Origin of the sequence: Allobosea sp. CS1GBMeth4, from assembly GCF_900185715.1 — a bacterium.
GTDB lineage: Bacteria > Pseudomonadota > Alphaproteobacteria > Rhizobiales > Beijerinckiaceae > Allobosea.
On the sequence record NZ_FYAS01000007.1, the window covers coordinates 98,978 to 120,789 of the forward strand.

22 protein-coding genes and 1 pseudogene are annotated in these 21,812 nt (G+C 70.1%); 12 read left to right on the forward strand and 11 right to left on the reverse strand.

What is annotated here, in order from left to right; translation table 11 throughout:
* Nucleotides 1-74: 74 nt before the first annotated feature.
* Complete coding sequence (locus CS1GBM4_RS03825) at nucleotides 75-2,786, forward strand: bifunctional acetate--CoA ligase family protein/GNAT family N-acetyltransferase (RefSeq protein ID WP_186417362.1); 2,712 nt, start codon at nucleotides 75-77, stop codon at nucleotides 2,784-2,786.
* Between the two features lie 172 nt (nucleotides 2,787-2,958).
* Nucleotides 2,959-3,342 carry a hypothetical protein gene (locus tag CS1GBM4_RS03830; RefSeq protein ID WP_186417363.1) on the forward strand — a complete coding sequence of 128 codons (384 nt, stop codon included), beginning with the start codon at nucleotides 2,959-2,961 and terminating at the stop codon, nucleotides 3,340-3,342.
* 92 nt (nucleotides 3,343-3,434) lie between these two features.
* Here the strand turns inward: CS1GBM4_RS03830 and CS1GBM4_RS03835 are convergent, their stop codons facing one another.
* Nucleotides 3,435-3,662, reverse strand: coding sequence for a hypothetical protein (locus CS1GBM4_RS03835; protein ID WP_186417364.1), 228 nt, complete (start codon nucleotides 3,660-3,662; stop codon nucleotides 3,435-3,437).
* Here CS1GBM4_RS03835 and CS1GBM4_RS03840 point away from each other — a divergent pair.
* Nucleotides 3,648-3,953: a hypothetical protein gene (locus CS1GBM4_RS03840; protein ID WP_186417365.1), complete on the forward strand. Its 306-nt coding sequence runs from the start codon at nucleotides 3,648-3,650 to the stop codon at nucleotides 3,951-3,953. The genes CS1GBM4_RS03835 and CS1GBM4_RS03840 overlap by 15 nt on opposite strands.
* Before the next feature lie 128 nt (nucleotides 3,954-4,081).
* On the opposite strand, the gene CS1GBM4_RS03845 is transcribed toward CS1GBM4_RS03840, so the two are convergent.
* Nucleotides 4,082-4,342 carry a DUF6455 family protein gene (locus CS1GBM4_RS03845; protein WP_186417366.1) on the reverse strand — a complete coding sequence of 87 codons (261 nt, stop codon included), beginning with the start codon at nucleotides 4,340-4,342 and terminating at the stop codon, nucleotides 4,082-4,084.
* A 201-nt stretch (nucleotides 4,343-4,543) separates the two neighbouring features.
* Here CS1GBM4_RS03845 and CS1GBM4_RS03850 point away from each other — a divergent pair, with 201 nt between their 5' ends.
* Nucleotides 4,544-5,368 (forward strand): hypothetical protein, encoded by an 825-nt coding sequence (locus CS1GBM4_RS03850; protein ID WP_186417367.1) that lies wholly within the window; start codon nucleotides 4,544-4,546, stop codon nucleotides 5,366-5,368.
* Nucleotides 5,369-5,641: 273 nt separating this feature from the next.
* Here the strand turns inward: CS1GBM4_RS03850 and CS1GBM4_RS03855 are convergent, their stop codons facing one another.
* The 4 genes from CS1GBM4_RS03855 to CS1GBM4_RS03870 form a co-directional block, all read right to left on the reverse strand.
* A complete protein-coding gene (locus tag CS1GBM4_RS03855; RefSeq protein WP_186417368.1) occupies nucleotides 5,642-6,490 on the reverse strand; it encodes a universal stress protein in 849 nt (282 codons plus the stop codon).
* A gap of 126 nt (nucleotides 6,491-6,616) precedes the next feature.
* Nucleotides 6,617-8,416 (reverse strand): bifunctional aminoglycoside phosphotransferase/ATP-binding protein, encoded by a 1,800-nt coding sequence (locus CS1GBM4_RS03860; RefSeq protein ID WP_186417369.1) that lies wholly within the window; start codon nucleotides 8,414-8,416, stop codon nucleotides 6,617-6,619.
* Nucleotides 8,329-10,146 (reverse strand): heavy metal translocating P-type ATPase, encoded by a 1,818-nt coding sequence (locus tag CS1GBM4_RS03865; RefSeq protein ID WP_348522309.1) that lies wholly within the window; start codon nucleotides 10,144-10,146, stop codon nucleotides 8,329-8,331. The genes CS1GBM4_RS03860 and CS1GBM4_RS03865 overlap by 88 nt, the downstream gene beginning before the upstream one ends.
* Nucleotides 10,147-10,226: 80 nt before the next feature.
* Complete coding sequence (locus tag CS1GBM4_RS03870; RefSeq protein WP_186417370.1) at nucleotides 10,227-10,616, reverse strand: phasin family protein; 390 nt, start codon at nucleotides 10,614-10,616, stop codon at nucleotides 10,227-10,229.
* 156 nt (nucleotides 10,617-10,772) lie between these two features.
* On the opposite strand from CS1GBM4_RS03870, the gene CS1GBM4_RS03875 reads away from it, so the two are divergent.
* The 8 genes from CS1GBM4_RS03875 to CS1GBM4_RS03910 all read left to right on the forward strand — a co-directional run bounded on the left by CS1GBM4_RS03875 (nucleotide 10,773) and on the right by CS1GBM4_RS03910 (nucleotide 17,376).
* Nucleotides 10,773-12,569 (forward strand): alpha/beta fold hydrolase, encoded by a 1,797-nt coding sequence (locus CS1GBM4_RS03875; RefSeq protein WP_186417371.1) that lies wholly within the window; start codon nucleotides 10,773-10,775, stop codon nucleotides 12,567-12,569.
* Nucleotides 12,570-12,647: 78 nt separating this feature from the next.
* On the forward strand, nucleotides 12,648-13,487 hold the full coding sequence (locus tag CS1GBM4_RS03880; RefSeq protein ID WP_186417372.1) for a universal stress protein: 840 nt from the start codon (nucleotides 12,648-12,650) through the stop codon (nucleotides 13,485-13,487).
* 61 nt (nucleotides 13,488-13,548) lie between these two features.
* Nucleotides 13,549-14,532 (forward strand): zinc-dependent alcohol dehydrogenase family protein, encoded by a 984-nt coding sequence (locus CS1GBM4_RS03885; RefSeq protein ID WP_186417373.1) that lies wholly within the window; start codon nucleotides 13,549-13,551, stop codon nucleotides 14,530-14,532.
* A 50-nt stretch (nucleotides 14,533-14,582) separates the two neighbouring features.
* Nucleotides 14,583-15,050, forward strand: a complete 468-nt coding sequence (locus CS1GBM4_RS03890; protein ID WP_186417374.1) for an NUDIX domain-containing protein — start codon at nucleotides 14,583-14,585, stop codon at nucleotides 15,048-15,050.
* A gap of 117 nt (nucleotides 15,051-15,167) precedes the next feature.
* Nucleotides 15,168-15,872, forward strand: coding sequence for a Crp/Fnr family transcriptional regulator (locus CS1GBM4_RS03895; RefSeq protein WP_186417375.1), 705 nt, complete (start codon nucleotides 15,168-15,170; stop codon nucleotides 15,870-15,872).
* Nucleotides 15,862-16,194, forward strand: a complete 333-nt coding sequence (locus tag CS1GBM4_RS03900) for a hypothetical protein (RefSeq protein ID WP_186417376.1) — start codon at nucleotides 15,862-15,864, stop codon at nucleotides 16,192-16,194. Before CS1GBM4_RS03895 ends, CS1GBM4_RS03900 begins: the two co-directional genes overlap by 11 nt.
* A gap of 308 nt (nucleotides 16,195-16,502) precedes the next feature.
* Nucleotides 16,503-16,742: a DUF2171 domain-containing protein gene (locus CS1GBM4_RS03905; protein WP_186417377.1), complete on the forward strand. Its 240-nt coding sequence runs from the start codon at nucleotides 16,503-16,505 to the stop codon at nucleotides 16,740-16,742.
* Nucleotides 16,743-16,947: 205 nt separating this feature from the next.
* Nucleotides 16,948-17,376, forward strand: coding sequence for a CBS domain-containing protein (locus CS1GBM4_RS03910; RefSeq protein WP_186417378.1), 429 nt, complete (start codon nucleotides 16,948-16,950; stop codon nucleotides 17,374-17,376).
* Nucleotides 17,377-17,663: 287 nt separating this feature from the next.
* Here the strand turns inward: CS1GBM4_RS03910 and ligD are convergent, their stop codons facing one another.
* The 5 genes and pseudogenes from ligD to CS1GBM4_RS03935 all read right to left on the reverse strand — a co-directional run bounded on the left by ligD (nucleotide 17,664) and on the right by CS1GBM4_RS03935 (nucleotide 21,805).
* The gene (ligD, locus tag CS1GBM4_RS03915) at nucleotides 17,664-20,168 is read right to left on the reverse strand and encodes a DNA ligase D (RefSeq protein WP_186417379.1); all 2,505 of its coding nucleotides are present in this window, start codon (nucleotides 20,166-20,168) and stop codon (nucleotides 17,664-17,666) included.
* A 53-nt stretch (nucleotides 20,169-20,221) separates the two neighbouring features.
* The gene (locus CS1GBM4_RS03920) at nucleotides 20,222-20,635 is read right to left on the reverse strand and encodes a DUF6766 family protein (RefSeq protein ID WP_186417380.1); all 414 of its coding nucleotides are present in this window, start codon (nucleotides 20,633-20,635) and stop codon (nucleotides 20,222-20,224) included.
* 33 nt (nucleotides 20,636-20,668) lie between these two features.
* Nucleotides 20,669-21,274: pseudogene (locus CS1GBM4_RS03925) on the reverse strand (UdgX family uracil-DNA binding protein); the annotation flags it as partial.
* A gap of 135 nt (nucleotides 21,275-21,409) precedes the next feature.
* On the reverse strand, nucleotides 21,410-21,616 hold the full coding sequence (locus CS1GBM4_RS03930) for a hypothetical protein (protein WP_186417382.1): 207 nt from the start codon (nucleotides 21,614-21,616) through the stop codon (nucleotides 21,410-21,412).
* Nucleotides 21,617-21,625: 9 nt separating this feature from the next.
* A complete protein-coding gene (locus CS1GBM4_RS03935) occupies nucleotides 21,626-21,805 on the reverse strand; it encodes a hypothetical protein (RefSeq protein ID WP_186417383.1) in 180 nt (59 codons plus the stop codon).
* Between the last annotated feature and the right edge of the window lie 7 nt (nucleotides 21,806-21,812).

The following is a 21,812-nucleotide window of genomic DNA, read 5'->3' on the forward strand; positions in this document are numbered from 1 at the left end:
GCGGAGCGGCCATGCTTGCGAAGGCCGGCTCGCAGCAGCGATAACCTGCAGTCGGAACGAGCGTGGAGCCGGCGATGAGTACATACCGCTTCGAGGCGCTGATGCAGCCTCGTTCGGTCGCGGTGGTCGGTGCCAGCGAACGCGCCGGATCCGTCGGCCAGGCCGTCGTCGCCAACCTCCGCGAGGGAGGCTTTGCGGGCGCGCTCGGCCTGGTCAATCCGCGCCACCGCATGATCGCGGGCACGACCTGCTATCCCGACCTCGCGTCCCTGCCCACGCCGCCCGATCTCGCCATCGTCTGCGCGCCGCCGGATGCGGCCCCCGGCATCGTCGAAACTGCGGCACGCCTTCGGATTCCGGCCTGTCTGGTCCTCACGGCCGGGCTCGGCCGCGGTCCCGGTTCGGCGGCCTGGGCGATACGCGACCTCGGGCGCTCGTCCGGCATGCGGATCGTCGGGCCGAACTGCATCGGACTGATGTCGCCTTACGGCCACCTGAACGCCAGCTTCGCCTCCCGCCAGCTCAAGCAGGGCGATCTCGCCCTGATCTCGCAATCCGGCGCGGTCGCCGCCGGGCTGATCGACTGGGCGGCGACGCATCAGCTCGGCTTCTCCGGGGTGATCACGCTCGGCGACCAGATCGACGTCGATTTCGGCGACTGCCTCGACCATTTCGCGATGGATCCGCGCACGCGCGCGATCCTGCTCTATGTCGAAGCGATCGCCGACCCGCGCAAGTTCATGTCGGCGGCGCGGGCCGCGGCGCGGGTCAAGCCCGTCGTCGTGATCAAAGCCGGACGCCATGCGCCGGCGGCGGCCGCGGCGGCGACGCACACCGGTGCGCTCGCCGGCTCCGACGCCGTCTACGACGCCGCCTTCAGGCGCGCGGGCCTGGTCAGGGCCTATGATGTCGCGGAGCTGTTCGCCGCTGCCGAGACGCTCGGGCGTCAGCGGCCCTTCGAGGGGAACCGGATCGCCCTCCTGACCAATGGCGGCGGCATCGGCGTCTTGGCCGTCGACCGCCTGATCGATCTCGGCAGCGAGCTTGCGACCCTGACGCAGGAGACCAAGGACCGGCTCGACGCGATCCTGCCGCCGTCATGGTCCCGCGCCAACCCGGTCGACATCATCGGCGACGCCGACGCGGACCGGTTCGCCAGGGCGCTCGACATCCTGCTCGACGACGAGAGCAGCGACGCGGTGCTCGTGCTCGACGTCGCGACCCGCCTGACCAGCCAGCGCGAGGCGGCCGAGACGATCGCCAGGGTCGTCGAGCAGCGCCGCGCCCAGCGCATGTTCGCCAAGCCCGTCTTCACGGCCTGGATCGGAGCCGACAGGGAGGCGGGGCCGGACCGCTTCGTCGCCGCGGGCATTCCGAACTTCCCGACCGAGGCCGATGCGGTCAGGGGAATGACGCACCTCATCGCCTACCGGCGGGCGCAGTCCGAGCTGACGCGCATGCCGGACGCCATGCCGCAGGACTTCAGCCCCGACACGGAGACGGCGAGGAGGGTCATCGGCAACGCCCTCGGCGGCGGCCGGAGCTGGCTCGATCCGATCGAGACGGCGCAGGTGCTGAGGGCCTACGACATCCCGACTGCGACCCCGCGCCTGGCCTCGACTCCGCAGGAGGCCGCGAGGCTCGGGGCGGAGGTGCTCGCCGAGGGCCATACGGTGGTGCTCAAGGTGCACTCGCCCGACATCGTGCACAAATCGGATGTCGACGGGGTTGCGCTCGACCTGACGACTGCTGAGGCCGTGGGCGCGGCCGCCGAGACCATGCTGGCCCGCATCCGCGGCGTGCGGCCGGATGCGCTGATCTCCGGCTTCCTCATCCAGCCGATGATCCGGCGCCGCAACGGGCGCGAGCTGATCGCCGGCGTCGCCGACGATCCGACCTTCGGCCCCGTCGTCGTCTTCGGCCGGGGCGGAACGGCGGTCGAGGCCATCGCCGACAAGGCGCTGGCTCTGCCGCCTCTCGATCTGGACAGGGCGCGCGACCTGATCGCGCGCACCAGGGTCTCGCGGGTCCTCGCCGCCTACCGCAACGTTCCCGCCGCCAATCTCGACGCCGTCGCGACGACGCTCGTCAAGCTCGCCCAGCTCGCCACCGACTGCCCGGAGATCTGCGAGCTCGATCTCAACCCGGTGCTGGCCGACCCTGACGGCGTCATCGTCGTCGACGCCAGGATCAGGCTGATGCCGGCGGGCGAGCGGCGCGAGGGCGACCATCCCCGCATGGTGATCAGGCCCTATCCACGCCATTGGGAGCGCGAGGCGGCGCTCAAGGACGGCCGCAAGCTCTGGATCCGGCCGCTGCGCCCTGAAGACGAGGCGCTCTATCCCGATTTCCTGGCCAGCGTCACCGATGACGATCTGCGCCGGCGCTTCTTCGCGTTGCCCGGCAAGCCCAGCCATGATTTCATCGCGCGCCTGACGCAGCTGGATTATGCCCGCGCGATCGCGTTCGCGGCCATCTCGCAGGAAGACGGCCGCCTGCTCGGGGTCTCCCGGCTGCACGCCGACGCCAATCACGAGCGCGGCGAATACGCCGTGCTGGTCCGGTCTGATCTCAAGGGCCAGGGCCTGGGCTGGACCCTGATGGGCCTGGTGATCGCCTGGGCCCGGCAGGAGGGGCTGTCGACCATCCAGGGGCAGGTCATGCGCGGCAACTCGACCATGCTGCAGATGTGCCAGGAGCTCGGCTTCCACATTCGGCCGGACCCGAACGACCCGGAGCTGGTCGATGTCGAGCTCAGCGTCGGGCGCGCCGCGGCTGCCGTTTGAGGGAAATCAAGGCATGCCGGCGGGGCGCGTGCTCCAGCTTGACGATGGGTCGCAGGCGGCGGTTCCCGCCGGGGGCGCTTCGCTGCGCCGCAGGCGGCCACCCCATTCGTCCGTGCGGCTCCCATTTCGCCGGGCACGGAGCGAATCGGCCCCATCATGAGGAGAACGTCCGATGAAAGGTCTCAGCGCGATTTCACTGCGGCTCGCACGCTGCCGGGAGTTCCCGGAGGGCAACCCGCACGACGGCTACGAGATCGTCGCTCCGATCGACGCCGAGGGGCGGCTCGACACCGCCGCCTGGCACGCTCTGCGCGACCATTGCCGGGTCCGCCGGCTGAGCCCCGACGGAGCGACGCGTCACGGCAGGCTGGTCCATCGCGCCGGTGGGGCCGGGGGAGCGACCTGGGTGTTCGACTATGATGACCGGACGGACGCGGACGACGAGGGCGGTTTCCGGCTCGACAGCCACCGGATGGCGCCGGGTGAATATCTCTCGATCAACGACGCCGACGGCAAGCTGCGGACCTATGCAGTCCTCGCCGTCAAGGCGGCGTGAGCCCGCGTGACCGGCACGTCGCTTCGAATGCCGCACACGGCTGCATGCCGCAATCCGTTTGCGGTCGGTCAAGGACCCGCCGGCCGGCGCTGCTAATCTGCCGGCTTGGGGTTCGGAAGGAAGGCTGCGCGCAGCAGGGGAATGCCGGGGATGCGCGCTCGCTCAGCCGGGCGTTCCACCCCGCGCAGCCGGCCGGCCGGGATGGCGGGAATGGCGTGGATGGCAGGGGCATGAACGATGATTTCGTCAGTCTGTTCAGTCGGCTGCCAGCCGAGCAGCGAAGCCGGATCGAAACGCGCTTCCTGGTGACCCTGGCGCATGGCGTCCACATGCTCGCTTTCGTCGCGCCGTCCGACAATGTGCTGCGACGACTCTCCGCCAACGCCGAGACGATCTCGGGAGTCGCCGCCTGCGACGGCTATCGCGTCGGCGATTTCGAGCGTCTGGCCCAAGCCGCGCCGCCGGATCTCGACGCCTCTCGAAAGCTCAATGCGCTGGTCGACCTGATATGGCGCACGGCGCAATTCCAGCGCGATCCCCAGCTGCGCAAGGCCCTGGTCGATCTCGTCGATCGATATTGCGCGATGCCGCCGCGCTGCTATCACGGCTAGAAATCTGGCGAAGCGATCAAGCAGCAAGGATGAAGAAGCTGCGGTAAGTCCCTACTGAACGCGCAATTTCTCTGCCGTTGGCATGCCGTCGACCGAACCCGGTTCGGCGGCGCTGCGCGAACAGCCGATCAGTGCCGCGGGCCGTCTCGCCGGGTCACGTCGAAGAACGTGCCGTTCGGGCAGAAGGAGGGGCTGCGCTCGGCGGATTGATGCTCCTCGATCCACCTGCTGCATTCCTGCTGCGCGTCGCACCACAGGCAGCGCCGATTGGCCGCCTCGTAGAGCCGTCCGCGGCTCGCCGCCAGCTCCGGCGTCACGCCGATCCGCTCCATCATCGCGCCCATCAACCGGGCCTGCCGCTCGAAACGTCTCCTGAGCCAGATATCCATGGCGTTCATCCCGTCGCTGCCCCGGATGGCGGCATCATAGCGACGGCGCGAAGCCGCTCCTTGATCTCGAACAAACCGGCTTCCGCGGCGGCTGCGCGCCATGCCTCGCGAGAGCGCGAAGGGCGGGCCTTTGACGCGCATCAAGGCGCAGCCAGGTCCGGCGGATAGACTTCGACAAATCGTTCTCAGCGGAGGCTGGTGATGTCCTATGCCGAGATTCTCGTCGCGCTTGGCGACGACGAACCCGCCTTCCGGCGCGCGGCGTTCGCGGGGGCGCTCGCCGGCCAGCTGGGCGCAGGCCTCCGCGGTGTCATGTCCCGCTGGCCGCGGACGCCGCAGATCGAGCCGAGCGCCACGATCGGAATGGTCGGCGAACTGCTGGCCGAGGCACGGACCTGCTGCAGTCTCGACCTCGCCGCAGCCGAGACCCGATTCCGCGATTCGGTCGGGGCGAGGGTCGGTCGGGTGTCCTTCACCGGCGGAATCGGGTCGATGACCGAAGCGGTCCTGCGCAATGGCCGCCGGGCCGACCTGATCGTGATCGGGCCGGCGGTCCCGTCCGACGACGAGCACGACCGCTGCGATGCGCGCGCCGTCCTCAGCCTCGGCGGTCGCCCCGTCATGGTCGTTCCGTCCGATTGCGCGGCGCCGGCCGTGCCGCGTCGCATCGCCGTGGCCTGGCGCGATTGCCGGCCCGCGCGGCGCGTCCTGCGCGAGGCGCTGCCGTTGCTGCGCCGGGCCGAGCAGGTCTCGGTGATCGCGATGGACGAGGTGCTGTCGGTGACGCCGGACAGCAGCGTCGCCGATGTCGTCGACTTCCTGCACGGTCACGGCGTTCCCGCCCGCGCCACCGACCGCACCGGCTCGTCGCTGCTCTGCGAAGGCCTGCTTCGCTCGATCGAACGGGACGCCGACCTGCTGGTCGCGCCGGCCTATTGCAGCAATCAGCTCGTCAGTTCCGAGCTCGTGCGCCAGACGACGCAGATGCTGACGCGCTGCCGGATTCCCTGCCTTCTCGCCAACTGACCGACCTGCGGCATCTCGGGGGCGGCCAGCCGGGCTGCGAGGCGGGGCGAGCCAGATCGGCCGTGCCTGCGCCTTCTCGATCAGCTTGGATCGCGCGAACCGTGACTTGCGAGGCGCGCAACGACAAGCAATCCAGGGCGGGAGAACGCGACGTCCCCCTGGATTGCTTCGCTGCGCTCGCAATGACGAGTCGGCCCCGTCGGAACGGGCTCTAAGCTAAGAGTGAGAGACGGATTCACCGATCAGATCGATTCAATCTGATCGGATCCGGCTCTAATGCGACATCAGGCAACAGACCGGCGCCGCCTCGAGCAGGTCGGCGGTCATGCCTCCGAGCAGCCATTCCCGCATCCGGCTGTGGCCGTAGGCGCCGGAAACGATCAGGTCGGCATTCTGCCGGCGCGCACAATCGATGAGCTCCTGCGCCGCGTGGCTGGCGATGTCGGGCCGAACGTCGACATCGGCGGTGACGCCGTGCAGGGCGAGATGGCTGCGGACATCCTCCGCTCCCTGCTCGGCCGCTCCCTGTCCGACGCAGACGATGGTCACCGCCCGGGCGCGCTTCAGGAACGGCATGGCGTCGCAGACGGCACGCCGTGCCTCCCGCGTGTCGCGCCAGGCGATCAGGATGGTCTCCGCGGCCAGTTCCGTGACGTCCGGCGGCGCGACGAGCATGGGGCGGCCGAGATCCATGACGAGATCGGCAGGCGTCAGGCCCATCCGGCCCTGCGGCGCATCCAGCGAGCCCTGGCGGGCGACCACGACGATGTCGGCCGCCCGCGCATTGCCGAGGACGAAGGGCAGGGGTGTCTCGATAGCGCTGCGCCAGACGATGTCGTTGTAGTGGCCGGCGACGCGCCGGAAGATCGTCTCCGCCTTGGCGAGGTCCTCACCGGCGGCCTTCCTCGCTTCGTCGATCAGCAGCGCGTCGACGCCGACGGCGCCATCGCCCAGATAGGGCACCACGAACTCCTGCGCGGCGATGCCGATCAGCCGGCTGCCGAACCGTTCGGCGAGCGACAGAGAGAGCCTGACCCGGTCGGCCGCGCCGGCACCGAGATTGAGCGGTACCATGATGCTGGCGAAACCGGATTCCCGTGGTGCATCCCCGATCCGTTCCATGACGATCTCCCTGCTCCCTTTGGACGATGGAGTTTCGGCCCGGATGCCGGGAACGACATTGATCTGCCACAAGCTTCGGTGCGCCTCGCGCGGCCAACCAGGCTGGGTTGACGGCGCCGTGTCGGCTCAACCGCGCCGGCGGGCGACCTCCGCGAGGGCGGCTTTCACGGCGGCCGCGACGCTCCCTGCGTCGGCGTCGGCGCGGATCACGGTCCAGTCGGTCGCCGCGCCGCCTCGCGCCAGCTGCTGTGCGACCACCGCGGCGGTCGCGTCCGACGGGTCTCCGCGCCGGGCCTTGACGCGCTCGACCAGCACCGTCTCCGGTGCATCGAGCCAGATGCCGCGGAACGCGACGCCGGCCGCGGCCGCGATACCGGCGAAGTGATCGCGATCGGCCGGCCGGTCGAATACCGCGTCGGCGACGACCGCATGGCCGCCGGCGAGGACGAGCTCCGCCGTTCTGCCGAGTTCGGCGTAGACACGGGCGGAGACCTCGGATGCATAGGCATCGGCCGGCAGACGGGTCTGCGGGGTGGCCCCGAACTGCCGTTTTCGGAAGCGATCGCTCGAGACTACGCGCGCGCCGGGCGCGACGCCGAGCGACGGCGCGATCTCGGCCGCGACCGTCGATTTGCCCGAGCCGGAATAGCCGCCGATGGCGGTGAGGGACGCCGGGGTCTCGCGCAGAAGGTCGCGGCAGAGATCGAGATAGGCGCGAGCCTCGGCGCACGTTTGCGGACCCGCCTCATCGGCGGCGGCCGCACTGGCCGTCACATGGGCCCGGACGGCGGCGCGAACCGCCATGAAGAGCGGAAGCAGGACAATGCCCGCCTCGTCGCCGGTCGCGTCGAGATAGCGGTTGAACAGCACGTTCGCCAGATCGTGCGCGCCGCGATGCCACAGATCCATCAGCACGAAGGCGAGATCGTAGAGGAGGTCGGTCGTCGCCAGCTCCTCGTCGAATTCGAGGCAGTCGAACAGTGTCGGCTCGCCGCCGATCAGGCAGATGTTGCGCAGGTGCAGATCGCCGTGCACGCGCCGCACGCGCCCGTCGCGGGCCCGCCGGTCGAGCAGGTCGGCATGGCGCAGCAAGGCCGCCCGGCAGGCTGCATCGGCTTCGGCCACGGCGCCCGGGGGAAGCAGGTGCGCCGCGGCGAAGGCGCGCGCATTGACGTCCAGCACATGGCGCAGGCGCGCGGCGCCGTCCGGGTCGGTGGCGACCGGAGCCGAGCGATGGAAGGCGGCGATGGCGTTGGCGAGCGCCTCGATCTGCGCCGCCGTCAGCTGTCCGGCCGCTGCCAGCCTGTCGAACAGCAGGGCGCCGTCGAAACGCCGCATCTCAAGGACGGCGTCGACGAGCGGCCCCGACCCGTTCAGCGCGAGGCGGCCGTCCGGCTCGCGCGTGATCCGGTGCACGCGGCGATAGAGGTGCGGCGCGGTCCGGCGATTCAGCTCCAGTTCGCGCTCGCACAGCTCCAAACGGCGCTGCGGGCTCGACAGGTCGAGATAGGGCAGCCGCACCGGCCGCTTCAGTTTCAGGGCATGCTCGCCGAGCAGCAGCACGGTCGAGATATGGGTGGAGATCGTCTCGTCCGGCGGCTGGCCGGTGCCGAAGCCCTGCCGCGAGCACAGCAGCGCCGTGATCTCGTTCTGCCCGTCGTCGTTCATCGGCCTGCTCCGGCTGCCGCTGCAGGATAGACGGCGCCTGCGCCGGCAACCTTGATGTCTCTCAAGCGCACCCGTTCCCGCACCGGGCGAACCCGGCGGCGGCGGCGCGGTTCCGGCGCCAGAGCCCGTTCCGATCAGCTTGCACCGCATACTGATCGGTGAATCCGTCTCTAGTCGCTCAGGGCCCGCAGGGCGTTGAGCACGACCGCGACGTCGATCGCTTCCTGGAGCAGCGCTCCCTGCACCGGGCTCAGCCATCCCAACGCCGCCATCACCATGCCGAGCAGCGACAGGCCGATTCCGGCGACCACGCTCTGCAGCGCGACCTCGCGGGCGCGCTGCGCCACCTTTACGGCAAGCGGAAGCCGGTCCAGCCGATCGATCAGCAGCACCATGTCGGCGGTCTCGGCCGAGGCGGCCGAACCATGCGTGCCGAGCGCGGCCCCGATGTCGGCGGCCGCCAGCGCGGGGGCGTCGTTGACGCCGTCTCCGACCATCAGGACCGGTCCGTGCCGCCGTTCCGCCTCGACGATCGCGACCTTGTCGGCCGCGGACTGGTCGGCCAGGACGGCATCGAACGGCAGCCCCGCAGCCATCGCCGCCGCAATCTTCCTCTGGTCGCCGGTCGCCAGCACGACGCGTTCGACGCCGAGGGCGCGGAGCTCGCCGAGCACGTCGACCGCGCCGTCGCGCAAGCGGTCGGACAGCACGATGCGGCCGGCGAACCTGCCGTCGATCGCGACGACGACGACCGGCGCCCCGTCGGGGACGGGCGTCTGGCCAGCCAGCTCCGGAAGCGCGATCCGGCTCGCGACGAAATTCCAGCCGCCGAGCACGACATGGTGCGCTCCGACCCGGCCAGAGATTCCTTCCCCGGCCGTTTCCCTCACTGCGTCGGGAACGGCGAGGGCGAGGCCGCGGTCGTTCGCGCCGTCGACCAGGGCGCGGGCGGCGACATGGGGCGACGCCTGGTCGAGAGAGGCGGCGAGCTGCAACAGCGCGCCTTCATCGCAAACGGGCGGGTCGGCCAGGACGATGCCGGCGAGGCGCAGGCGGCCCTCGGTCAGGGTTCCGGTCTTGTCGAGCACGATGCCGCGAATTGCGGCGAGGCCCTCGATGACCTGCGCGCCCTTGATCAGGACGCCGTGCCGGGCGGCGCGCGACATGCCGGCGACGAGCGCGACCGGCACCGCGAGCAGTAGCGGGCACGGCGTGGCGATGACCAGCACGGCGACGGCCCGGACGGCCTCGCCGCTGAGGAGCCAGGCCAGGCCCGCGAGGGCGAGGGTGACCGCGAGGAATCCCAGCGCATAGCGGTCGGCGAGCCGCGACATCGGCGCCTTGGAGCGCTGCGCGGCCTCGACCAGGCGCACGATGCCGGCATAGACGCTGTCTTCCGCGGCATGCGAGGCGACGAGCTCGAAGGCCTCGCCGAGATTGACCGCTCCGCTCGCGACCTCCGCGCCGACCTCGCGACGGACCGGCAGCGATTCGCCGGTCAGCGCCGACATGTCGAGTTGTGCGATGCCCTTCACCACGACCCCGTCGACGGGGGTGATGTCGCCTTGCCTGATCAGGAGCCGGTCGGACGGAACGACGCTTTCCGCCGGAATCTCGCGCAACCCGTCGGGGTCGAAGCGCATGGCGCGAAGCGGGCGGCGCGCGAGCAGCGCGGTCATGTCCCGCTGCGCCCGTCCCTCGGCGAAAGCCTCGAGATGCTGCCCGCCGGCATACATCAGCGCGACGATCGCGGCTGCCAGGCTCTCGCCGACGACGAGGGCTGCGCTCATCGACAGCGCCGCGGCGAGATCGAGCCCGAACTCGCCGCGGCGCAGGCTGACGACGATGTCGATGGCCAGCTTGGCGAGGACAGGCAGCGTCGCCGCCATCCAGGCCAGGTTCGCCGCCTCGTTCGCGCCGGCCAGGTGCAGGCCCAGCCCGAGCGGCAGGCCGGCGAGCGGTGCCGCGACGATTCCGCGCTTGCTCAAGCCGCGGAATCGGGCGGCCGCCTCCGGAGCAGTCCCGTTCCTCGATCGAGCGGACGGGGCCCGGGGCGGCGGTGCGCCGGTCACGCCGCCAGCTTGTCCTTGTCGGTCGCCGCGGCAGCCAGGTCGGCACCGGCCGCCGACAGCGAGGCGATGTTCCTGCGGATGGCCTCTGAGAGCTGGCCCGCTTCATCCGCGTAGTCCCGGGTGACCCGCTCGCCGAATTGGCGCTGCAGATCCACGGCCTCGCCGAGCTCCTGGCAACGGCCGAGGCTGCGGCAGAGTTCCGCCTGGGCCTCCAGGCGCCGGCTGGCGAAGCTCAGCAGTTCCGAGGCCATCGCCCAGTAAGCCTCGGCGATCACTTGTGGGATCGCGGCCGCGGCCCTGAGCTGCGACTGGGTGGTGCGGGCGATCGTGTCCAGACCGGCGGCCGCGCCCGCCGCCGCCTGCCGCGTCGACTTGGTCTTTCTCATCTCCGCCTCCCTGCGATGGCGAATGTCCGATGATCTATCCAGGCTGCACGAAGCACAATGGCCGCCCTGCACACCGTCTCGCCTTGATGCACGTCAACGCGACCACCGGGACCGCGGCGCATGCTTTGCCGATCGTTCGGGCCGCACGGAACCGCCATGACCACCGCAACTTCGGAACGGACCATCTTCGCGCCGGCCGGGCAGGCCGCGCCGGCCGCGCTACCGGCGGAGCTGCGGCGCCCTCCGCTGGAGGCGGACGGCGGCGAGCCGCGCGCGGACCAGTTGCTGCATGCGGCGATCGGCCGTTCCTTCGCCGGCTTCTCGCCGATGGGCCTCGCCGAGGCCTGGTACGACTGGGCCCTCCACATGGCCGTCTCGCCGGGGCGGATCACCGAGCTCGCGCGCCAGGGACTGAAGGAGGTGGTGCGCCTGGGCGAGCTGGCTGCGAGCACCAACGCCAGCGTCTGCGCGCCCTGCGAACGCTCCCTGCCGCAGGACAAGCGTTTTCGCCATCCCTCCTGGCAGAAATGGCCCTACGCGCTCTACGCCGAAAGCCTGCTGGCGGCGGAGCGTCTCTGGGACGAGGCGACCCGCGACGTCCACGGCGCCACGGCGCACCATCTCGCCCAGCTCAATTTCGTCGGCAGGCAGACGCTCGATCTGCTGGCGCCGTCGAACTGGCCCTGGAGCAATCCCGAAGTTGTGGAGGCGACCGTCCGGGAACATGGCTTCAATCTGCTCCGCGGCGCCGCCTTCGCGCTCGAGGACGCCGCGCATCTGGCACGACACGAGGGGCCGCCGGAGGTGCGGCGCTTCCGGCCCGGCAAGGATGTCGCGCTGACTCCGGGAAAGGTGGTTCACCGCACCCCGCTGGCGGAGATCATCCAGTATTCGCCTTCCACCGAAACGGTGCAGGCCGAGCCCGTGCTGATCGTCCCTGCCTGGATCATGAAGTACTATATCCTCGACCTGCGTCCGGAGAACTCGCTGATCCGGCATCTGGTCGACCAGGGCTTCACGGTCTTCGTCGTCTCGTGGAAGAATCCCGGCATCGAGGATCGCGATCTCGCGCTCGACGATTATCGCCGTGCCGGCGTCCTGCCGGCGATCGCGGCGGCGCTGGCGGCGACCGGCGCCAGCCGGCTGCACGCCGTCGGCTATTGCATCGGCGGCACCTTGCTCGCGCTCACGGCCGCGGCGATGGCGCGCGATCTCGACGGCCGCCTGGCGAGCCTGACCTTCCTCGCCGCCCAGGTCGATTTCCGCGAGGCCGGCGAGCTCCGCCTCTTCATCGACGAGAGCCAGCTCGCCATCCTCGACGACATCATGGCGGAGGACGGCGTGCTCGAGGCGGCGCGCATGGCCGGGACCTTCCACCTGCTGCGCTCGAACGATCTGATCTGGTCGCGGATGGTCCGTACCTATCTGCTCGGGAAGCGCGAGGAGATGACCGACATCGCGGCCTGGTCCGCCGATGCGACCCGCATGCCGGCGCGCATGCATTCAGAATATCTGCGCGCCTTCTATCTGAACAACGACCTGGCCGAGGGGCGCTTTCGGGTCGAGGGCGAGCCCGTGTCGCTGCGCGACATCCATATCCCCATCTTCGCGGTGGGGACCGAGCACGACCATGTCGCGCCCTGGCGCTCGGTCTACAAACTCCACCGGCTGGCCGATGCCGACGTGACGTTCGTGCTGGCGGACGCGGGTCATAATCGTGGTATCGTCGCGCCGCCGTCCCAGGCCGATCGCCATTTCAACATCGGCACCATGCTGGCGCATGACCGGCACGTCACGGCGGAGCAATGGCTGGCTGGGGCCACGCTCCGCAAAGGTTCGTGGTGGCCGGCCTGGTTCGGCTGGCTCGCCGGCCAGTCGAGCGGAACCGTCCCGGCGCGGGACGTCGCGGATCGTGGGCTCGGCGCGGCGCCAGGCCGCTATGTGCATGGCTGACGCGGCCTCCGCTTGATCTCGCGCAATGACCGGCGCCGGCTTTGGCGCACCATGTCGACGCATTGACAGGAGGAAGACATGCTGACCGGCATCAAGAGCGTTTTCGTCGCGATCACCGAGGAGGGACGGCATGAGCCCAACGCGGCGCTCGGCTATGCGCTCTCCCTCGCCAAGGCGGCGAATGCGCATCTGACCCTGGAGGCCGCCGCGGCGCGTTATGCGATCCCGTATTCGCTGATCGACGATTTCGGCCAGGCGCTGATCTCGTCGGAGAACCGGCGGATCGCCGAGCTGGCGGAGGCCGTCGCGAGCGCGGCCCGATCGGAGGCCGACTTCGCCGGCGTGGTCGCCACGGTCGAGTCGGAGCAGGCCCATTTCGGCGAAATGCGCGACCGGCTGGTCAGCCGCGCCCGCGTCGCCGACATCACGGTGCTGGATTCCGAGCCTTCCGCCGCCGAGATCGATCGCGGCCTGATCGAGGCCGTCCTGTTCGACAGCGGCCGGCCGGTGATCCTCGTGCCGCCGAACCGCGCCAGCTTCGACGCCCGTCACGTGCTGATCGCCTGGGACGGCGGTGCCTGCGCCGCCCGGGCCGTCGCGGATGCTCTTCCCATCCTGAGAGCCGCGGAGACGGTCGAGATCCTCTCGGTCTCCGGCGAAAAGGATCTCGCCAGCACGGTGCCGGGCGCCGATCTCGCACCGCATCTGGCGCGGCACGGCATCAAGGTCACGGTCAATCTCGAGGGCGTCGGCGCCCGCAATGTCGCCGAGGTGATCAGGTCGCATGCGGCAGGCATCGGGGCGGGGCTGATCGTCGCCGGCGCCTATCGGCATTCTCGTCTGCGCGAATTTCTGCTCGGCGGGGTGACGCAGTCGCTGCTGAAGGAATGCAGCCTGCCGCTTCTGCTCTCGCACTGAGGCCTGATGGGCCGGGGTGGCGCCCGGCTGCGGGTGCCCCGCGCCGGCGAGGGAGCGAGGCATGAGAGCGATGGTCCTGCACGCTGTCGGCCGGCCGCTCGTCGCGGAGGAGCGGCCTGATCCGCTGCCTGCGCCGGGCGAGGTGCGGCTGCGCGTCGAAGCCTGCGCCGTCTGCCGGACCGACCTCCACGTCGTCGACGGCGATCTGGGCGATCCCGGGCGCCCGCTCGTGCCGGGGCACGAGATCGTCGGCATCGTCGACCGGCTCGGGGCAGGGGTGACGACGCCCGCGCTCGGGACCCGCGTCGGCGCCGCCTGGCTCGGACGGGCTTGTGGCAGATGTCCCTACTGTGCCGGTGGCGCCGAGAACCTCTGCGACGCACCCGAGTTCACCGGCTACACCCGCGACGGCGGCTTCGCGACGCATGTGCTCGTCGATGCCGCCTATGCCTATCCTCTCCCGCAGGTCGAGAATCCGGTCGAGGCGGCGCCTCTGATGTGCGCCGGCCTGATCGGCTGGCGGGCCCTGCGGATGGCGGGCGAGGGGCGGCGCATCGGCCTCTACGGCTTCGGCGCCGCCGCGCATATCCTGGCGCAGATCTGCCGCTGGCAGGGACGCGAGGTCTACGCCTTCACCACGCCCGGCGACGTGGCGGCGCAGGCCCATGCCCTGTCTCTCGGCGCGTGCTGGGCGGGCGGGTCCGACGTCGCGCCTCCGGTTGCGCTCGACGCCGCCATCATCTTCGCGCCGGTCGGGGCTCTGGTTCCCAAGGCGCTCGCTGCCGTCCGCAAGGGCGGATGCGTGGTCTGCGGCGGCATCCATATGAGCGATATCCCGCGGTTCCGGTACGGGCTGCTCTGGGGCGAGCGCCGCGTCGTGTCGGTGGCGAACCTCACCCGCGCCGATGCCGTCGAGTTTCTTGCGATTGCGCCACGCGCCGGCGTGAGGACGACGACGCATGTCTATCGGCTCGAGGAGGCCGATCGGGCCTTGGCGGATCTGCGTGCCGGCCGCTTTCAGGGAGCGGCCGTCCTGGTACCATGACGTTCCGTTCGCGGCGACACGCGCTCGCCGACCAGGCGGCGGAGGCGGCCATGGCTTCGATCAGCGCCGGCATTCTGATGTACCAGCTGAGGGGGCGGGAGCTCCATGTGCTTCTCGTGCACCCCGGCGGCCCGTTCTGGCGCCGCCGCGATCTCGGCGCGTGGTCGCTTCCGAAGGGCGAGCGCGGCCCGGGAGAGGCGAGCGAGGCCGCCGCCAGGCGTGAATTCGAAGAGGAGCTCGGCAGCGTCCCGTCGGGGCCGCTCCTTCCGCTCGGGAGCGTTCGCCAGCGCGGCGGCAAGACGGTCGAGGCCTTCGCCCTCGAGGGCGATTTCGATGTCGCGACGCATCGCTGCGCCAGCCGGTTCGAGCTCGAATGGCCCCCGCGCAGCGGGCGTCGCGAGACGTTTCCGGAGATCGACCGGGCTGCCTGGTTTTCGCTGTCCGAGGCGCGCGCGAAGCTCCTTCCCGGGCAGCGCCCTCTGCTCGACAGGCTCGAGGCGCTCTGTGGGGCGGGCTGAGCGGCGGCTGACCATCTCGACGGCCTCGCGTGCCGAGCAAAGCCGCCCGGCGTTAACCTAGGTTAGTGACGGCGCGGCAGCGGCGCGCTTTGATGACTCTCCAACCTGGAGGCTTGCATGGATGCCGTCACGTTGGGGGGAGAGACCGCTCGTCACAATTTGCATCACCATCACCCATTGGAGCAGCATCCTTCGCCGGAAGGCCGTCTCCATACCGGCGGCACCCGGGTGAATCTCGCGCCCGGCGCGACGCTGAACCCCGACGACATCTTTTTTCCCGTCGATGCCGTGGTCGCGCTCAGCATGACGCGCGACCAGGCCCGGTTCCAGATCGGTTTTGCGCGTAACAGCGACGTGGTCGGTATCCATCGGCTGCTCCTGCCCAGCTTCCCCCCGATCGCCGCCCGCGTCCTGAGCGGGGGAGTGGCGATCCGCGTTCCGGCCGAGGCGATTTCCCGTGCGGTCAGGGCAGATCGCTCGCTGAACGAGCGGTTGCTGAGCTATGCCTTCCGTTCCACGGCCGGCTTCCTGGCGGAAGCGGCGGCGAGCGCGGCGCTCATGATCGAACAGAGGGTGGCGCGCTGGATCGCCCACTATCGCGACGCCGTGCAGCGCGACGATCTCGCGATCACCCATCGGGAGCTAGCGGATCTGCTGGGGGTGCGCCGCTCGGGCGTGACGGTGGCGCTGCACCTGCTCGAAGGCGAGCGCATGATCCGTTCCCGCCGCGGGCGGTTGCAGATCCTCGACCGCGACAGGCTTGTCGCGATGGGGCGTTGCGACGCCGCAGCCGCTTGGGGAAGGCGCGCCGATGCAGCTTGACGGTCGACATGCCACGGAAAGGCAGGCGCAGGACGGGCGCCTCACCATCGTGCCCTGGTACGAACCCGCCGACTTTGCCGAAATCCGCGGAGCGCCGGCGAACGATGTCGGGGACCGCGACTACGATCGCTGGCGCGGCCAGGCGATGCAGGCGATCGAGCGGCTGCTGCGGGCGGGGCGGGCGCTCGAGATCGTCACGGTCCGGCCCGCCGACTATCGGGCCTGGCTCGCCTTGCATGTCGGCCTGGACAGCCTTGAAGCGCGGCAACGCTTCGTGTGCGAGCTGGCGGCTCGCCGGCCAGATCATCCAGTCCTGTCCTGAGCGGCGCCGTGCCGGATGGCGCGCTCTCGGCGCCGCTGCCGGTCGGCCGCAGCGAGTTCGCTGATCGGCGCGGCTGTTCCGCCTGATCGGCCGGCCGCCGGAACCTTTCATCGGGCGGCTGGTTGAGGATTCGTCCGTTGCCAGACTGTTTCCACCACCGGCCCGGTGTCCCCGAGGAGGCACCGGGTCGGTGGCTCTGTGCTCGCCAGGGAGCGGCCGCGTACCGATGCCGCCGGGCGAAGCCGGCCGGGGAACAGCGTTCCCGGCCATTCGTTGCCAAGGGAGGACCCCAGAACCCGGAGGCCGCGATGATGCATGTGCAGGATATCCGCGAAGGCCTGGAGGTGATCGGCTCCGACGGCCGCCATGTCGGCACCGTCGATGCCCTCGTCGGGCAATTGCTCAAGCTCGACCGGACCGACCCGGCCGCCGGCGGTACCCACCATTTCCTCGACATCGGCCTGATCGCCGACGTCGACGACGGGGCCGTCAAGCTTCTCGTCACGGCGGACGACGCCAAGCAGCGCTGGTCCGAGGAAAGCGCTTAGAGCCCGTTCCGATCGTATGGATTCAATCCGATCGGATCCGGCTCCGGGCCGCAGCCCGGCTGGAATCGGCCGGGCCGCCTTCGCGGTACTGCGACTCCGGTCCGCGCAAGGCCGCGCAGATGCGCCACGCGCTCCCGGACGAGATCAGGGCTCCCTGGCCGGCGCACAGCGCCGGCGATGTTCCCGAACACAGGAGGACCAGACAATGAAGGTATCCGATGCGATGACCCGAGGCGCCAGCATCGCCCGGCCCGACGAGACCGTGAGGGAGATCGCACGCCGCATGGCGGCCGAAGACATCGGCTTCATGCCCGTCGGCGACCACGACCGGCTGGTCGGCGCGATCACCGACCGTGACATCGCCGTCAGGGCGGTGGCGCAGGGCCGCGGCCCGGACACGCCCGTGCGCGAGATCATGACGCCGGACGTCAAGTACTGCTTCGATGACGAGGACATGGCTCATGTCGTGCAGAACATGGGCAACGTCCAGCTTCGGCGCCTGCCGGTGGTCGATCGCGACAAGCGCCTCGTCGGCGTGGTTTCGCTCGCCGACGGAGCGCTGAAGGACAGTCCCGAGGTCGTCGGCATCGCGCTGTCCGGAGTCGTCGTGCCCGGGCGGGCCGCGGCCGCCTGAACCAACCGGAGGACACCATGACCGGCAGGAAGACGCATGAGCAGCAGATCCGGACGCTCGAACGCAAGTCCGACCTTCCGGACCGCCGCGAGACCGAAGCGGCCCTTCACGACGGCGCAGCCGAATCGGGACCCCATCGCCAGCCGCAGCGTTCGGCTCGCGCCAGTGAATTTCCGGTGAGCCGGGCCGGCATGAACCAGGAGAGCCGGGACCGAGCAAGCACAACCGTCCCGGGCAGACCGGTCACAAGGGGCAGGTGCCGCGTCCCGGCCGCTGACGGAGCTCCGTCATCCCATGCGCAAGGGGCGCGCCTGCCGGCTGAAATCGGTCCAGACCTCGTCGACCGCGCCGCCGACGAGGTCCATGGCCCTGAAGCCGTCGGGCTCCACCTCGGTGATCGCATCCCACGGGATCGGCATCGCGACCGCCGCTCCCGGACGCGCCCGGGTCGAATAGGGAACGATGGCCGTGGCGCCGCGGCCATTGCGCAGATAGTCGATGAAGATCCGCCCCTTGCGGGCCTTCTTCGACAGGGTCGCGGTAAAGCGCTTCGGTTCCGCCTGCTCCATGGCTTTGGCGAAATCCCGCGAGAACGCCTTGACCTGCGCCCAATCGGCCTTGGGCTGTAGCGGAACCACGACGTGGAAGCCCTTGCCGCCGGAAGTCTTGAGGAAGCTGGTGAAGCCGAGCTGGTCGAGGCGCTCGCGCACGGCGAGCGTCGCGCTGCGCAGCTCCTGGAGGGCGATGCCCTTGTCCGGGTCCATGTCGAAGATGATCTGGTCCGGGGTCTCGATCGCGGCCAGGGGCGCTCCCCAGGCATGGATCTCGACGGTGCCGAGCTGGACCAGCGCGGCGAGCCCGTCGAAGTCGCGGATGAACAGCAACTCCTCGCCGTCGCTGTCGCGTTGGCTCGCGATCGCCTGATGCATGCCGGGCGAGGCGTGCTTCTGGAAGAACGTCTGGTCCTGGATGCCGTCGGGCGCCCGCACCAGGCTGAGCGGCCGTTCGAGCACGAAGCGCTTCATCACCGGCCAGACATGGGCGTAGTAGTCGAGCAGGCCCTGCTTGGTCAGCCCGGTCTCCGGCCAGAGCGCCTTGCCCGGATTGCTGAGTTTCACGGTCGTCTTCGCCATCGGCGGACTGGCACCCTTTCTGTCGGCGCTGCGTTTGCCGGCTGACCCGCTCTCCTTGCCGTCCACCGGCCACTCGCCGCGAACCTGCTTCGCCGGCTTGTCCTCGCGCAAGCCCAGGAACGAAGCGTGCCGCAACGTTCGCGACGCTGTCCAGGCCCGGAACTCGATCTCGGCGACCAGCTCCGGCTTCACCCAGACGACGCCGCGCTGGCGTGCGGCCGCGCCCGAGAAGGGCGATGTCTCCGTCGCGAGCCGGTCGAGCTGCGCCTTCAGGATCTTGGCGGATTTCTGGGTGAAGCCGGTCCCGACGCCGCCCGCGGGCTTCAGCCTGCCGTCCTCGTAATAGCCCATGACCAGCGAACGCAGGCTGCGTCCGGACGCGGTCGAGGGCACGTAGCCGGCGATGACGAACTCCTGCCGCTGGGTGCATTTCGATTTGATCCAGTCGCGGCCGCGCCCGCTGCGATAGGGGGCGTCCCGGCGCTTGGAGACGACGCCTTCCAGGCCGATGCGGCAGGCATGGCGCAGCATCGCCTCGCCCGGCTCGACGAAATGCTCGCTGAAGCGGAGTGGTCCGTCCTCCGGCACCCGCTGCAACAGCGCCTCCAGCCGCTCCTTTCGGGCGATGAGGGGATCGTCGCGCAAATCCTCCCCGTCGAGATGAATGAGATCGAAGGCGTAGAAGACGAGCTCGTCGACCTTGCCGTCGGACAGGGCGGCCTGCAGGGCCGAGAAGGACGAGCCCGTCTCCGACAGGGCGACGACCTCGCCGTCGATCAGGGCCGCCTCGCAGGGCAGCGCCGCCAGGGCGTCGATCAGATTCCGGCCGAACCGGTCGGTCCAGTCGAGTCCGGAGCGCGTCAGCAGATTCACGGTCCCGTCGAGCACGCGCGCCTGGAGGCGGTAGCCGTCGAACTTCACCTCGTGCAGCCAGGCTTCGCCCTCCGGCGGGCGGGCCTGCAGGGTCGCGAGGCAGGGTTCGACGAAGGCGGGCATGGCTTCCGCGGCGCCGGCGGGCTTCGACGCCCCTGCCGGCATCGCCCCGGCTGCCGGCTTGCGCCGCGCCTTGGCGGAGCCGCGCGCCTCGCCTCGGCCGACCTCCTCGATGCTCAGCCCGGACTTCACCGAGTTCGGCGCGGTCTCGAGGATGTCCTCGTCGCTGCGGGCTGCTGCATCGTCCGACTTGATCAGCAGCCAGTTGTCGCGCTTCTCGCCGCGCCGCGGCCTCAGCCTGACGAGGTGCCAGCGCCCCGCCAGCTTGTGCCCTTCCAGAGCGAAGACCAGGTGCCCCTTCTTTATCCCCGCCGCGGGATCGCCTTCCGGCAGCCATCTGCCCTCGTCCCAGACGATCACCGAACCGGCGCCGTACTGGCCGGCCGGAATCGTGCCTTCGAAGGAGCCGTAGTCGAGCGGGTGGTCCTCGACATGGACGGCGAGGCGCTTCTCCTCGGGGTCGAGGCTCGGGCCGCGGGTCACGGCCCATGACCACAGGACGCCGTTATGCTCGAGGCGAAGATCGTAGTGCAGGCGCCGGGCCGCATGCTTGTGCACCACGAAGACGCCGCCGCGCTCGCCCGCCTTCCGCCGGGCCTTGCCGCCCTGGGGTTCGCGGGTTCGGGTGAAGTCGCGCTTGGCGCGATAGACGTCGAGGCTGGACACCGGTCTCTGCCTTCCGGTTCGGGTCAGGCGAATGCCGCCGCGGCCATGGTCCGCTAATTGTTCTGATGCTCCCGCACATAGCGGTGGTCGGTGTGGCGGCCGGCATAGTCGCGATCGATCTCGGAGATCAGCTTGTCCGCGTCCTCACGGTCGACGGCGCGCAGGATCGCATCGAGCTTGGCCTCGATCCTGTCGTCTCCCTCCTTGGATTGCGGCGAGCCGACATAAAGCAGGAGGGCGAGGCCGCCGACCTGCCATAGCAGCTGCAGGAATTCCGACTGCCAGTTCTCGAGCGTGTCGCGCATCATCACGATCAGATACTCCGAGAACACGACAGGCTGCTGATGGCTCTGCTGCTCCTGGACATAGGCGAACCAGCCGAACAGCCAATGGCCGGTCAGGCTGATCAGGAAGAAGGCTGCGGTCACCCAGGCGAACCCGTATCGGGACCAGATGCTGCGGTACATCGACGGCCTCGCTGGAAGCTTGGCATTTGCGCATCAACCGGCTCTCCCGCGGGAAGTTCCCGCCGCCGGCTCCAGCGACAAGCGTCGAATCCGGCTCAGATCCGCGACGAAGGCCTGGAAGGCCCTTGCTCTGGCCTCGGCTTCCGGCTGGCGCAGCACGGAGGAGGGATGCACGGTGATGAAGCCGCGGCGCTCGCCGAAGTGCGTTTCCCCGCGATGTCGCGAAATCGGCAGGGCCTTGCCCGCCAGCGCCAGCGTGGCGGTGGCCCCGAGCGCGACCACGATATGCGGGTCGACGAAGGCGAGCTCCTTGTCCAGCCACCAGCGATAATGCCGGACCTCGCCGGCCGTGGGCCGCTGGTGGATGCGCCGCTTGCCGCGTTCGACGAATTTGAAGTGCTTCACGGCATTGGTGAGATAGGTCTCGGCCCGGTCGATGCCGGCTTCGGCCAGGGCGCGGTCGAGCAACCGGCCGGCCGGTCCGACGAAGGGCCGGCCCTGCTGGTCCTCCTGGTCGCCGGGCTGCTCGCCGACGAAGGCGATGGCCGCGTCTTCCGGCCCCTCTCCGAGCACGGCGCGCCCGGCTCCGGACACCAGCGGGGGCGAGGCCGCGATGGCGGCATTCAGGGCTGCGAGGCTCGCAACCTCCCGCATGGCTGGATCAGCGGCCCGAACCTCTCCCGGCATGGCTCATCCTTCATTGCGTCGAGACAACCCGCCGGCCGCTGAAGCGATAGCCGGCCGGGCAGGGGGCGAGCCCGTCGCGCAGGCGGCTCACGACGTGGATTTGCCGCCCTTCATGCGCGGCGAGCGCGAGTGATGGCTGTCGCGCTCGCCGCCGCCGCCCGAGACGGTGCTCTGTCGCCGCCGGTCCGATTCCGCAGGCGGCTTGTCGATCTCCAGCGGCGCCTTGGCATTTTCATGGGCCGCGCCGGGCCCGCCTTGGCGGATGCTGGCCGGGGTCTTGGTCGAAGTCGGCATGACGGCTCCTCATCGATCCTGCTGATAGCCCTGATTGGTGGTGTTCTGGCGGATGTTGGCGTGCCGCCCCGTCGCGCCGGAGCGCTCGGCCGGTTTCTCGCTCGATTGCTCGACAGGGCGGGTCTTGTCCTCGCCCGGCCCCTTGTCGCTGCGGTTGGCCGGCGGAACCGGCAGGGTCTTGCTGGTCATGACGATA

Bases quoted from the DNA above. Each gene is read 5' to 3' on its own strand.
- CS1GBM4_RS03825 (WP_186417362.1), top strand. From the start codon at position 75: ATGAGTACATACCGCTTCGAGGCGCTGATGCAGCCTCGTTCGGTCGCG.
- CS1GBM4_RS03830 (WP_186417363.1), top strand. From the start codon at position 2,959: ATGAAAGGTCTCAGCGCGATTTCACTGCGGCTCGCACGCTGCCGGGAG.
- CS1GBM4_RS03835 (WP_186417364.1), bottom strand. From the start codon at position 3,662: ATGCGCCAGGGTCACCAGGAAGCGCGTTTCGATCCGGCTTCGCTGCTC.
- CS1GBM4_RS03845 (WP_186417366.1), bottom strand. From the start codon at position 4,342: ATGGATATCTGGCTCAGGAGACGTTTCGAGCGGCAGGCCCGGTTGATG.
- CS1GBM4_RS03850 (WP_186417367.1), top strand. From the start codon at position 4,544: ATGTCCTATGCCGAGATTCTCGTCGCGCTTGGCGACGACGAACCCGCC.
- CS1GBM4_RS03855 (WP_186417368.1), bottom strand. From the start codon at position 6,490: ATGGAACGGATCGGGGATGCACCACGGGAATCCGGTTTCGCCAGCATC.
- CS1GBM4_RS03860 (WP_186417369.1), bottom strand. From the start codon at position 8,416: ATGGCTGAGCCCGGTGCAGGGAGCGCTGCTCCAGGAAGCGATCGACGT.
- CS1GBM4_RS03870 (WP_186417370.1), bottom strand. From the start codon at position 10,616: ATGAGAAAGACCAAGTCGACGCGGCAGGCGGCGGCGGGCGCGGCCGCC.
- CS1GBM4_RS03875 (WP_186417371.1), top strand. From the start codon at position 10,773: ATGACCACCGCAACTTCGGAACGGACCATCTTCGCGCCGGCCGGGCAG.
- CS1GBM4_RS03880 (WP_186417372.1), top strand. From the start codon at position 12,648: ATGCTGACCGGCATCAAGAGCGTTTTCGTCGCGATCACCGAGGAGGGA.
- CS1GBM4_RS03885 (WP_186417373.1), top strand. From the start codon at position 13,549: ATGAGAGCGATGGTCCTGCACGCTGTCGGCCGGCCGCTCGTCGCGGAG.
- CS1GBM4_RS03890 (WP_186417374.1), top strand. From the start codon at position 14,583: ATGGCTTCGATCAGCGCCGGCATTCTGATGTACCAGCTGAGGGGGCGG.
- CS1GBM4_RS03895 (WP_186417375.1), top strand. From the start codon at position 15,168: ATGGATGCCGTCACGTTGGGGGGAGAGACCGCTCGTCACAATTTGCAT.
- CS1GBM4_RS03900 (WP_186417376.1), top strand. From the start codon at position 15,862: ATGCAGCTTGACGGTCGACATGCCACGGAAAGGCAGGCGCAGGACGGG.
- CS1GBM4_RS03905 (WP_186417377.1), top strand. From the start codon at position 16,503: ATGATGCATGTGCAGGATATCCGCGAAGGCCTGGAGGTGATCGGCTCC.
- CS1GBM4_RS03910 (WP_186417378.1), top strand. From the start codon at position 16,948: ATGAAGGTATCCGATGCGATGACCCGAGGCGCCAGCATCGCCCGGCCC.
- CS1GBM4_RS03920 (WP_186417380.1), bottom strand. From the start codon at position 20,635: ATGTACCGCAGCATCTGGTCCCGATACGGGTTCGCCTGGGTGACCGCA.
- CS1GBM4_RS03930 (WP_186417382.1), bottom strand. From the start codon at position 21,616: ATGCCGACTTCGACCAAGACCCCGGCCAGCATCCGCCAAGGCGGGCCC.
- CS1GBM4_RS03935 (WP_186417383.1), bottom strand. From the start codon at position 21,805: ATGACCAGCAAGACCCTGCCGGTTCCGCCGGCCAACCGCAGCGACAAG.